7 protein-coding genes are annotated in these 12,850 nt (G+C 52.7%); 6 read left to right on the top strand and 1 reads right to left on the bottom strand.

The window, feature by feature from the left end:
* Nucleotides 1-2: 2 nt before the first annotated feature.
* The 5 genes from C3938_RS13620 to C3938_RS17920 all read left to right on the top strand — a co-directional run bounded on the left by C3938_RS13620 (nt 3) and on the right by C3938_RS17920 (nt 12,103).
* Nucleotides 3-1,373, top strand: coding sequence for an SLC13 family permease (locus C3938_RS13620; protein WP_325027398.1), 1,371 nt, complete (start codon nt 3-5; stop codon nt 1,371-1,373).
* Between the two features lie 183 nt (nt 1,374-1,556).
* A complete protein-coding gene (locus C3938_RS13625) occupies nt 1,557-3,731 on the top strand; it encodes a prolyl oligopeptidase family serine peptidase (protein WP_105103814.1) in 2,175 nt (724 codons plus the stop codon).
* Nucleotides 3,732-3,926: 195 nt separating this feature from the next.
* Nucleotides 3,927-4,820: a MaoC/PaaZ C-terminal domain-containing protein gene (locus C3938_RS13630; protein WP_158681700.1), complete on the top strand. Its 894-nt coding sequence runs from the start codon at nt 3,927-3,929 to the stop codon at nt 4,818-4,820.
* A gap of 600 nt (nt 4,821-5,420) precedes the next feature.
* Nucleotides 5,421-11,789 carry an RHS repeat-associated core domain-containing protein gene (locus C3938_RS13635; protein ID WP_158681701.1) on the top strand — a complete coding sequence of 2,123 codons (6,369 nt, stop codon included), beginning with the start codon at nt 5,421-5,423 and terminating at the stop codon, nt 11,787-11,789.
* An 8-nt stretch (nt 11,790-11,797) separates the two neighbouring features.
* Nucleotides 11,798-12,103, top strand: a complete 306-nt coding sequence (locus tag C3938_RS17920; protein WP_158681702.1) for a hypothetical protein — start codon at nt 11,798-11,800, stop codon at nt 12,101-12,103.
* Between the two features lie 84 nt (nt 12,104-12,187).
* On the opposite strand, the gene C3938_RS18105 is transcribed toward C3938_RS17920, so the two are convergent.
* Complete coding sequence (locus C3938_RS18105) at nt 12,188-12,325, bottom strand: hypothetical protein (protein WP_199775610.1); 138 nt, start codon at nt 12,323-12,325, stop codon at nt 12,188-12,190.
* A gap of 25 nt (nt 12,326-12,350) precedes the next feature.
* On the opposite strand from C3938_RS18105, the gene C3938_RS13640 reads away from it, so the two are divergent.
* On the top strand, nt 12,351-12,752 hold the full coding sequence (locus tag C3938_RS13640) for a CHC2 zinc finger domain-containing protein (RefSeq protein WP_105103817.1): 402 nt from the start codon (nt 12,351-12,353) through the stop codon (nt 12,750-12,752).
* Nucleotides 12,753-12,850: the final 98 nt, after the last annotated feature.

The following is a 12,850-nucleotide window of genomic DNA, read 5'->3' on the forward strand; positions in this document are numbered from 1 at the left end:
TCATGTCCAGAAACCTGTTTGTATTCCTCGGACCGGTAATGGCGGTGGGCGGTTACGCTCTGCTGGCGACACTCGGTATGCCCTATCTGCCGGCGGTCACCGCGGCCATTACTCTGCTTACCGTAATATGGTGGATTACCGAGGCATTGCCGATTCCCGCCACCTCCATCGTGCCATTTGTATTGTTGCCGCTGTTTGGTGTGGGTGACCACAAACTGGTGGCGTCATCCCTCGGCAGCCATGTGATCCTTTTGCTGATGGGGGCGTTCATGCTCTCCAAGGCGCTTGAAAAAAGCGGTGCGCACGAGCGGCTGGCGCTGTACATGCTGAGGCTGGTGGGTGTCTCCAGTGGGCGGCGGCTGGTGCTGGGATTCATGCTGGCAGCGGGTCTTCTCAGTATGTGGATTTCCAATACCGCCACCACTCTGATGATGCTGCCTATCGCGTTGGCGATTCTGTCCCGCGCCGACAATCATCGTCTCACCGTGGCGTTGATCCTGGGTATTGCCTATGCCGCCAGCCTCGGCGGCGTCGGCAGCCCGCTGGGTACGCCACCGAACGTGATTTTTATGGGGATCTACGAAGAGGTGACCGGGCGCGAGTTCAGTTTCCTCAGCTGGATGAAAATCGGGTTGCCGGTAGTACTGATTACGCTGCCGTTGATGGCCCTGTGGCTGACCCGCAGCGTACATATGCACAAGTCCCTCGAATCACCAGCCGTGGGTGCGTGGCGCCCGGAAGAGGTGCGCACGCTACTGGTGTTTGCGGTGGCGATTCTGTTCTGGGTGACCCGCAGCGAGCCTTTTGGTGGCTGGAGCGAGTGGCTCGGCGTGGAGGGGGCCGGTGACAGTACCGTGGCTCTCGGCGCGGTGGTACTGATGTTTCTGGTTTCCGATGGCAAGGGCGGCCGCCTGCTGGACTGGCCAACCGCAGAGAGTATTCCCTGGGGTATGCTGTTGTTGTTCGCCGGCGGTATCGCCATTGCCAAAGGGTTCGAAGTCTCCGGTCTCAGCGAGCTGATGGGGCAGGGGCTCACCTTCCTCACTGCCATGCCCCTGTGGTTGATGCTGATCCTGCTGTGCTTCTCGGTCACCTTCCTTACCGAGATCACCAGTAACACCGCGACCGCGACATTGCTGATGCCGATTTTGGCGGTAGTGGCGACCAGTGCCGGTTTTGATCCCATGGTGTTGATGATTCCTGCCGCCATGTGCGCGAGCTGTGCCTTTATGCTGCCGGTTGCCACCGCGCCCAATGCCATTGTCTACGGCACTGGCAAGATACGTATTCAGGAAATGGTGCGCGAGGGGGCGGTGCTGAGTGTACTCGCCTCGCTGGTGATTGCCGGGGTGTGCCGGGTCATGCTGGTGTAGATGAATGTTTTGGGCCTGTTTTTATTTCGGGTTTTTATACCGTTATTTTTATTGTTATCCGTGAATTATCTGGCATTTCTTCGCTTTTCGGCATTTCCTTGATCTGCCCGCAGTAATTGGGTTTCCTATCGGGTTTGCAAAAACCATTCAATGCGCTGGGAACAACCGGGAGGAACCCGAATAATGAAAAAACTATCCGTACTGGCCGTGGCGGGGGTGTTGGCCGCGTGCTCGGGTGAATCCCCGGAGACCAACAAATCCATGAGTGAGACCGCAATGGCTGCGCCCGCCGCACCGATGGCCGCGCTGACCTATCCCGCGACCCGCAAGGGCGAGGTCGTCGACACCTATTTTGGTACCGAAATCGCCGACCCTTACCGCTGGCTCGAAGACGATCGCAGCGAGGAAACCGAGGCCTGGGTAAAAACCCAGAACAAGGTCACCTTCGACTACCTGGAACAGATTCCCTACCGCGACGCGCTGAAGCAGCGCCTCGAGGCCTTGTGGAACTACGAGAAAGTGGGATCGCCGTTCAAGGAGGGGGATTACACCTACTTCTACCGCAATGACGGTCTGCAGAACCAGTACGTGGTGTGGCGCAAGAAGGGTGACGGCGAAGCGGAAATCTTCCTCGACCCCAATACCTTCAGTGACGACGGCACCACTTCTCTCGCCACCCTGAAATTTTCCAGGGACGGCTCCATCGCCGCGTATTCCGTGTCCGAAGGTGGCAGCGACTGGCGCATGATTTACATCATCAATGCCGAGACCAAAGAAGTCCTCGAAGCGCCGCTGGTGGATGTGAAATTCTCCGGTATTTCCTGGAGAGGCAACGAAGGCTTCTACTACTCCAGCTACGACAAACCGCAAGGCAGCGAGCTCTCCGCCAAGACCGACCAGCACAAGCTCTACTACCACAAGCTGGGCCAGGCGCAGTCGCAAGACACCCTGGTATTCGGCGGCACCGAAGAGCAGAAACGCCGCTACGTTTCCGGCACCGTGACCGAGGATGATCGCTATCTGGTGATTTCCGGGGCTACCTCTACTTCCGGCAACGACCTGTTCATTGTTGACCTCTCCAAGCCCGACGCGCCGTTGGTGCCGGTACTGACCGATTTTGATTCAGACACCTACGTGATCGACAACCAGGGCAGCAAGCTGTTCCTGGTCACCGACCGCGATGCGCCCAACAAGAAAGTCGTCACCGTGGACGCGGCCAATCCGGTACCGGAAAACTGGCAGGACTTTATCCCTGAAACCGAACACGTACTGACGGCCTCCACCGGTGGTGGTTACTTCTTTGCCGAGTACATGGTGGATGCGCTGTCCAAGGTCTACCAGTACGACTACAACGGCAAGCAGGTGCGGGAAATTGCCCTGCCGGGCCTGGGTAGCGTGAGTGCCCCCGATGGCAAACGTGAAGACAAAACCCTGTACTACACCTTCACCAACTACAAAACGCCGTCGACCATTTTTGCGTTCGATGTGGAAGCGGGTAAATCCAGCGTTTACCGCGAGTCCGGTGCCAAGTTTGATCCGGCCGGTTACGAGTCCAAACAGGTGTTCTACACCTCAAAAGACGGCACCAAGGTGCCGATGCTGATCACCTACAAAAAAGGTCTCAAGCTCAACGGCAAGAACCCGACCATCCTGTACGGCTACGGCGGTTTCAACATCAGCCTGACGCCGTCATTCAGCATTCCCAACGCGGTGTGGCTGGAACTGGGCGGTGTTTACGCAGTGCCGAACCTGCGCGGCGGCGGTGAGTACGGCAAGCGCTGGCACGATGCGGGCACCAAGCTGCAGAAGCAGAATGTGTTCGACGACTTTATCGCCGCTGGCGAATATCTGGTGGAGCAGGGCTATACCTCCCGCGATTACCTGGCTATTCGCGGCGGCTCCAACGGTGGTCTGTTGGTGGGCGCGGTCATGACCCAGCGCCCGGACCTGGTGAAAGTCGCACTGCCCGCGGTGGGCGTGATGGACATGCTGCGCTACCACACCTTCACCGCCGGTGCCGGCTGGGCCTACGATTACGGCACCGCCGAGCAGAGCCGGGAAATGTTTGAGTACCTGAAGGGCTATTCGCCGGTGCATAACGTGAAGGCGGGCGTGAATTATCCGGCGACGCTGGTCACCACCGCCGATCACGACGATCGCGTGGTGCCGGCGCACTCCTTCAAGTTTGCTGCCGAGCTGCAGGCCAAGCAGGCGGGTGCGGCGCCGACACTGATCCGCATCGAAACCAACGCGGGCCACGGTGCCGGCACCCCGGTGTCCAAGTCCATCGAGCAGTACGCGGATATTTTCGGTTTTACCCTGTACAACATGGGCATTAGCGAGCTGCCTCAGGGTTGATTCGATCCCACGTTGACGTTTCGCGTGATTCGACGCAAAACCCGGCAATCGCCGGGTTTTGTCATTTTTGCGGCATCAATAGCCGGTACAATGACGCCGGAGTAGGCTATCTGCCCGTTCCCATTCGAATTATCATGCGGAGCCGTTGTTAAGATGCACAGGACTGCCACTGCGCCGCGCGCAGAACACATACCCATGCCGTTACAGTTTGATCTCAGTTCCCGCCCGGCGATATTGCCGCTGTACTTTCGCGCGCTGACTGCCCGCAAGCCCGGCAGTTTCAGTGGGGAGGACGAGCAGGTCCTCGCCAGTGTCAATCTCCACAATCAGGTCATCGACCGCGCGCTGTTGCAGGCGTACCGCGAAGTCTGTGGCTTTGCACCCGGTCCGCATCTGCCGGCCACCTATCCCTTCGTACTCGCGATGCCACTGCAGCTGAAGCTGCTGGTGAGCGAGGCGTTTCCGTTTCCGGTACTGGGGGTGGTGCACGTGCGCAACCGCATAACCCAGCATCGCCCTCTGCGGGAGATGGAGCGGATGGATATCCGCTGCGACCTGCGCGCGCCAACGGCGGTAAAGCGGGGTTATGAGTTCGAGCTGGTGACCAGTGTGCGTGTGGCTGAAGAGCTGGTGTGGGAGTGTGCGAGCACACTGCTGAGCCGGGCCCAGCACCAACAACGGCCAAAGCCCCGCGCGGCTGCCGGGCAAACCGGTGTCGCCGTGGATCTGTGTGAAACCGCGGGGGTTCGCTGGCCGGTGCCGGCGGACATCGGGCGGCGCTACGCACGTATCTCGGGAGACCGCAATCCCATCCACCTGTGCGCTCCCACCGCCAAGCTGTTCGGTTTTCCCCGCGCCATTGCCCACGGCATGTGGACCAAGGCGCGATGCCTGGCGGCGCTGGAGGGCGAGACCTTTGGCGGTGCGCTACCGGAGAGCTTTACGCTGGACGTCGCATTTATCAAACCGGTATTCCTGCCCGCGGAGGTGAGCTTTCAGTCTGCGCAAGGTGACGATGCGACCGTTTTTACGGTGACCAGTGGTGGCGGCAAACGGACGCACCTGAGCGGGAGTCTGTCCCGCCGCTGAGTAAGCGCGATGTGTCGAGACGGTCCGTAGGGCACCGTCCTTGACGCTGATTACCTAAAGTTAACCCTTTTTAACGCGGCGTTTTTGCGGGTTTGCGGCATTCTGTTGCCATCCAATAAACACATTGGCCTTGCCGTGAGTCCAGTATTGATTTCATTCCTACCGCCATTGACCGCCGCCGTCCTCTACGACATTACCGCCCATTAAGCGCAGGTTGCAGGTACGAAGATCCCTAATGATCACCTGCTCGCATCCTTTGAAGTCCCACGTTGAAATTTGGTCAAATTGATCAAGAAAAGGTCTTGAGGAGTGGGCAATGGGGGTGATTCCTTTCGAACATGATCAACAGCTGTTTATTTTTCAGCTAATGGCTGTTTGAAGTGCTAAGCCTGAAAAACTTTATAAGACCTGAGGAGATTGATTTACTTGGCCGAGAATCCGAGAAAATATTTTTCAAGGGATTAGGAATCTTGGCTGCATACAAAATTTCAAATTGAACTTGCTGTACTTCATTTCCCTATGGGTGGTGCTAGCATCGCGACCAAATAAAACTGGGGAAGTAGCCTGCTAGTCTCGGCCGGTATCCATTGGGTTAAGTAAGTGAAAAAAATACTAAGAAAATTTTCGGCATTCCTATTGTTGTGTTCTTCTGGCTCGGCACTGGCCGTCGGATTATCGGGACCAACAACTCACACCACCGGTCAGTTCCGGATAAATCTGGAGGGGAATAGCGGATACACATCTAGACTCTATTTGACACTGGATGGGTCGACGGTGGTAGGTAACTGGAACACATTGGGAAAAAATCACCAAGATGTATCTCTTGGTGAGTCCGGAAGCTATGTTTTTAAGCTGACTGTTGCGACAACGTGCCTGCAGTTCTACAAGGGAACTTGCATGGAGCCGGCCGGAGAACAGTCGGCATTACATTATGTGGATGTAGCTCTTAAACCTAATACGCCCACTAGTGCCAGTTTTTCCGAGATAACAAGTGGATCCACAGACCGAAATGGTCAGTTTAAATTCAACTGGGGAGCATCGCCCACTCCACCAAAAATTACCGGCTACCAGGTTGAGGAGCAGGCAAACAGTGGGCCCAGTTGGGGAGAAATTTATAGACAATCCAACACTTCCACACGATCCATTCAAGTCCCATCATCAGGGCAGCTGGATGATGGTACCTATAGATATCGTGTTCGCGCTTTCACCACAGTAGGAAGTACGACCAATTGGGGCGATTACATATACTCAAGCACTATAACAGTTAACCGCAAGCCTGATCAGCTCGGTACATTTACCCAACCGGGAGCAGGGACGCAAACGACCACCTTTCAGGTCGCATGGAGCTCCATTTCTGGTCAATTTGATCCTATTTCTAAGTATGAGCTCCAATGCAAGATCCCGGGGCAATCTGCGTGGGGAGATGCAAGCTGTACTAAATCGGATAACAGCATAACAGACAATGGGACAAGCAACCTTAAAGTAATCACTCTACCTGCTGGTGCTGAGGGTACTTATAGTTTCCGAGCGCGCGCTTGCAATGCAAAAGGATGCGGTGGGTGGTCTCCGACTAAAACAGTTCCAGTTGATATACCACTTCCATTACCGGGTAATGCTTCGTTTGAAGCATTACCGGAAGACAGTGATTATGGCGATTACGATATTCGCTGGAAATTACCGTCGGGAACCGTGACATCCTATGAGTTACAGCGACAATGCAAATCGGGAACTGCGACTTGTGGAACTAATGGGTGGCAGGACATCGAACCTACCGGAGGTCCACTAAGTCGTATTTTTGAAGCACGGGGGGATGTAGCGGATAAGTACCAGTATCGGGTGAAGGGTTGTAACGTTGATGCTTGTGCAACCTCATGGGCTACAACTCCCTGGATTGACGTTCATAATCTGGATGGCGTTTCGCCCGCCGTTTCGTTGGCTCCGGGCACAAGTCCGGGAAGCATAGAGTACGATGCTGGCGTAACCTATCAGGGAGATGCGGTTGTTTCCGTGCCGATACAAGCTGCTCCTGGTGTTAATGGGCTGATGCCAAGTGTTGGTATCCACTATTCTGGTGCACGCTATAGACAACGCAATAACGAGGTGTTGCCCGAGGATATCTTGGGGTATGGATGGCAGATTTCCGGGATGAGCGCTATTCGCCGCTGTGTGAAAAATCGCCCGGAGACAGATTCTATCGAACTCGATTCGACGGACTCCATCTGTTTGGATGGTGAGCCTTTAGTACTTGTTTCCGGAACACACTGGCAGTCAGGAGCACGGTACAGGACTTTGCGTGATAGTTTTCGGTTGATTGAGTTGAAGGTTCTCAATGGAAAAACCTGGTTCCAGGTTTCTGAGCCAAACGGTGAAATCAAGGAGTACGGAAAGACTCCTGATAGCCGCTTGAAAGCTGGTAATTCAGTACATTTTGGCTGGACCTTAAACAAGGTCTTGGACTCATTCGGTAATGAAGTTAACTATCTCTACCATCGTGACACCGTTGAAGGGATTAACTATCCACTGGAAATTACTTACGGCCAGAATGGTGACGCGAAAATTGAGTTTTTCTATGGTACCAGGAATGATGCTCCCCCTCAGCCGTTGAATCACGGAGAAATTGAACAGGAGCAACTGGTTTTACTGCACCATATCAAAGTAAGTCTCGATGAAAAATTGGTGCGTGAATATCGATTAATTACCGAACCGGATACGGAACAGTACCGTCGCTTGAAATATGTCCAGCTTTGTGGCTACGATGAGCTTGGGCAAACCTCTGAGTGTTTCGAGCCTTTGTCAATTAGCTGGTTAGATCCGGATGGCGAAAACCCGATTGATTTCAAAACGGGTGTTGGTGAAGTTACGGATGGGCTGGGTAAGACGACTCAATTCCATCACGCGATGATGCGTGAAGGATCCGTTGACGGGCTATTTGGTGAAAGACCGTTTGGTGAAGGTGTAATACCGGCAGGTACCAAGCTGCTGGCACCGGTAAATGGTGATTATCGATGTGTTGTCACCGAGGTACGTCGGTCGAACGGATTCGCCAATGGTTGGCATGTCACGCGATATAGCTACCAGGGAACAGGTCTAGTCAGTAATAATCACTGGGGTTTTCTTGGATATTATGCGCAAAAGATCGCCGATGATGAGACCGGCATCGTAACATATAAGCAGTTTCGTTCAGACTTCCCATATATGGGCAAGGTAGCTCGTATCGAGCAGTATGAGGGAAATTTTGACGACAGCCTCCAAATCCTGACGTCTCAGCAGTTCCATCATCAATCGCTAACACTTGATGTAGAAGCCGGTGTCACTTTGTATCCGTTTGTCAAGCAGAAGCTGCAAACCCAGATTGAAGGTAACGAGGTTATTGGGTACATCGCCGAAGAGACCAGTCTAACCAAAGAAGCGAAAGCCGGCTATGGCGAATTTGTTGACGGCGAAGTGCATAGAAAAATCTATTCGAAAAATGCACAATTTAATGCCGATCAAGGTGCCTGGGGTGATGTTCAGCTCGCAACGCTTTCAGGGGTAGAGCGGACAACGGAGAGTGTATTCACATTAAATAATCGCGTATTGCCCTGGGTGATCGGGTTTGTTAGTGGGAAAGCAGTAAACCACTACGATGGGACAAGTGATATAGCTCACGACCGCAGTCAGGTTGTTACCGCTTTGCCGTATCAAAATAGTAACAAGGTCGAAAGTGTTACACGTTTCCCTGGAAACTCAGAACTGGAGCTTACCACCACCTATACATATGATGGTTTTGGCAATATATCTACTGAGACGTCTTCAGGGGTTAATGTCGAAGAAAGAGTATCTACCGCAAGCGACTATATAGATGCGCGATATCCAGGGACACTGACAAATGCATTGGATCAGCCAATTACCGTTACCTACGACGCACGTTTTGGCGCCCCTAAGAAAATAACAAATGCAAACTCAAAGTTCACTGAAAGTCAGTATGACGGATTTGGTCGGGAGATTTCTCGAAAAAACTTGGATGGTGTTCAATTTTTAACTGACTATAGTATTTGCAGTTCTTCAGATTGTCCGGTGTACAACGGTTTAATTGCGGCATACAAAGTCACAACGAGTTCATCCATTACTCCTTATTCTGAGCGGTACTTTGATATTCTGGGGCGACCGGTACAGCTAGATATTGAATCTTTTGATGGGAGCAAGAAGTCTAGGAAAGAATACAATTACGATGAAACCGGTCGGCTTTACCTGGAAACCGAGCCTTATTTTGTAGGTGGTGCAAAGCCTATTTCGATTTACAAGTACGATATTCGAAATCGAATTGAAACGGTTCAGAAACCGGGTGGGGGTGAGGTCAGAGCAACCTTTACTCCTTTGGCTTCTGAAGGACAGGTGAAAGTCGCGATTGAAGAAGATATCTATAACCACGCGGGTAATTTTGAAGAGACGCAAACGAAGGTTTCTTACTACGATATCACCGGTGATCTGGTTAAAACTATAGACGCATTTGGTACTTCAGACCAGATATCCACAGTTTTTGAATATGATGGAATGGGTCTTTTGAAAAATGTTGAAATTAATGGAGACGCTTCCACGAAATCAAGTTTCGGGTATGACTCCGCCGGAAATAGAGTTTCACTGAATGATCCGAATTTTGGCACGATAACTACAATTTACACCGCACTGAATGAACTTTGGAATCAGACTGACGGAGAGCTTCAGGAAACCGACTATCGCTATGACAAGTTGGGACGCTTGATCGAAATAACGGATGCCGATGGTGTAGCCACCTGGAACTTTGACCCTGAAGGTGCAGTTGGGGAGCTCGATAGCGTCATCTATCAAGAGGGTGGGTCAGACGTTTTCCGTGAAAGTTATTTTTACGTAAATTCAAAACTGGACTATAAAACGACGACCCTTATTGCAGGCGGATTAACCAGAACCTACCGGCATGACTACGATTATGACGGCGCGGGGCGATTGCAGGCGATTACTTATCCAAGCGGAATCGAAGCGCACTATCAATACAATGCAGCAGGCTACCTGGAAACCATCACCGATGGAGATTCATTGCTCAAAAAAATCACGGATACCTCTGCGAGCGGTCAGTCTGTCGAAGAATTCTATGGCAATAATGTTGCGACAAGCCGCACCTACAATCCAATGACCGGTCAGTTAGAATCCATTGCCACATTGGGTTCAGCTGCAATCCAGAACAATAGCTATGAATGGCGTACCAACGGTACTTTAGAGAGCCGGGTCTCCTCAATGGGAACCGAAAGGCGGGAAGAATTCGTATACGACTCGATCAATCGGCTCAAAAATTCGGAAACTCGAATCGACGGTACCTTAGTGCGTACGCTCTCTACTCAGTATGACAAGTTAGGGAATATTTTGGCGAAAACAAGCAGCAATGCCTCGGATACCAATGTCAGTGGTTATCAGTATGGTCAGGGAGGCAATGCCGGCCGTAATGCCGTCAGTTACGTGTCTGTCGATGGTGCTGCCTATAACCTCTACTATGACAATAATGGTGCCATTACTACCTATGATGCCGCCTCTGGTGACGACAAGTGGGTGACCTGGAATGGAAGACATTTGCCAACAGAAGTGACCGTGGGGAGCTCCAAGTCGACACAAACGCCAACGGCAAGAGACCGTTTTAAGTATGGCCCGAACGGTCAGCGGTTCTATCGTGAAAGTGCATGGTGGGATGAATCAAGCCAGTCAGTGCATTCGGAAAAAGCGTTTATAGTAGGAAACTATGAGGATCTCCTTCCTGCAAACGATCCTGATTACCAGCGTATTCAAAAGGTTCAGATCGAAAGTAGCGTGCAACATATTGCGCTTACCTATTTGGCTGGTGTATCTGTTGGTACATTCGAATACATTCATCGGGATCATCTTGGTTCTGTAGAGAAAGTTACTGACGAGTCAGGAAACGTCATTCTGAGCAGTAGCTTCGATGCCTTCGGGTCTCGTCGTGATTCCACCTGGCAGAGCGAGATAAGTGCTAATGATCTGGAAACCATACTCAGTTCTCAGGGGTTGACTACGAAGCGGGGGTTCACGGGCCATGAGCATCTGGATCGCACCGGTCTGATCCATATGAACGGACGCCTGTATGACCCGGTTCTGGGACGTTTCCTGAGTTCGGATCCGTTTGTACAGGCGCCGTCGAATAGTCAGAGCTGGAATCGGTACAGTTATGTGTTTAACAGTCCGGTTAACTTCACTGATCCCAGCGGGTACATGGGCATCCGCCAGAAGTTCCCTGATGCAGGAGGTGGTCGAAGCAGCGACGGCTGGGATGTCTATGTTTTGGGCAGCCAAGTGGGCAGCGGGTTTAGTGAAATTTCGTGGCATGATGTTATGCGTGAGTACGGCAGCTACTACGATAATCTCAGGACACCGGGTGAGGAGATAGCAATTAGCTCTTCCATGAAGGAAGATAATACGCAAACGGAAGAAGTTCAGGTTTGCGGGGGAGGGTCGTTTAACACAGCGGGAGAGTGTGTTGCACAAGAGGGCGGCTTTATAGACGGCTTTAAGCAGTACTTTTCTGATCAGGCGAAGTTCCTCTCTCACCTCGATGACTTGGCTGGCGCAAACGGGCCAGAAGCGCAAGCGCGTGCAAGGGTTTCTCACGGAATACTTATGGCAGGGGTTAGGGCTATCTCTCAGGGCTTACAGATTACATACAACGGGGAAGTTGTTAGTGCTCGCGATATAGCATTAAAGCAATTTGGCGAAATGGTCCAAAATAATCCAAGTTATTTCGGAGGGCGTTTTGCCGCGAATCTTGGGACCTCTGCTACTTTAAGCCTGCCTTTCTATACGGCAGGCGCTGGAGGGACCGTAGCAACATTTGTGCTTGGTATTTCTCTGCAAACCACGGCCAGTCTTGGCGGCGGGATAAGAGCAATTGAAAATGGGATGAGTAATCCTATTGATGTTATTACCCACGGCGTTTACGGGAGTCAGTAGGAGGCAGAATGATTAAGCTGAAATGTAAAAGTTGTGGCAAAGATGGTATCCCGCTTCTAGCCAAGATATTTATGAGGAAGGGGCGTAACGTGCGCTGCACAGAATGCGCGACTGAATATAATTATTCGCGTGGATACGGCTTGCTAATTAATCTTGTCGCAGCAGGGCTGGGCACATTGCTGTTTTACTTAATCTTTTTTGTAAGCATTGGTCATGCGGTAATTTTATGGCTGGCGGCGGCAATATTGTTTGGAGGGTTGGCAATGCTGCTAGCTCCCATTAAGCCTATTGAACCTCGTAATCGCAGTCGGTAGGGTAGCCTTCTTTTACCCGCCAATTAAAATCTCAAAGCCCCGGGAGGTTGTTCTGCCGGGGCTTTGCCGTATCTGGCGATGGAGTCAGTGAGACGCCTGCTGGATAACCGTCTCCAGCATCTCGCTGACAAACTTTTGCTTGGCCTTGGGCAGCAGGGCCACCTGCTCGATCTGGCGCTGTAGCTTGGGGGCAGGCCCCCGCTTGGCCGCCGTGTCCTTCAATGTTTAGCCAAAACTGGGGAAAACCATGGCGCGCATCGCAGACGAAGTGATCGGGCGGATCAAGGCGGAGGTGTCCCTGGAGCGGCTGGTGGAGACCTTCGGGGTCGAGCTGAAGAAGAAGCACGGCAGGGACGAGGTGGGCCGCTGCCCCTTCCACGACGACCGGACCCCGTCGCTGGTGGTCAGTCCGCAGTCCAACCTGTGGCACTGTCTGGGGGCTTGCAACACCGGCGGCAGCGTGATCGACTGGGTAATGAAAACCCAGGGCATCAGCTTCCGCCACGCGGTGGAGATACTGCGGGACGATATCCCGGCCCTGGCTGCGTCGGCCGGCAAGCCGGTCAAGCACAGCACTGCGCAAAAAATGGAAGTGCTGCTGTCCGAGGACGACGAGGCCCTGCAGCTGCTCAACCCCAAGATGAAATAAACCAGCTGCCGTATCCGCTGGACAAAATCCTCAACACCGCGAACAGCCTGCGTCAAACCGGCACCACCGGCGCCAGCACCGGCGAGCTAATCGCCGCC

This window comes from Microbulbifer pacificus (genome assembly GCF_002959965.1).
Taxonomy (GTDB): Bacteria; Pseudomonadota; Gammaproteobacteria; order Pseudomonadales; family Cellvibrionaceae; genus Microbulbifer; species Microbulbifer pacificus_A.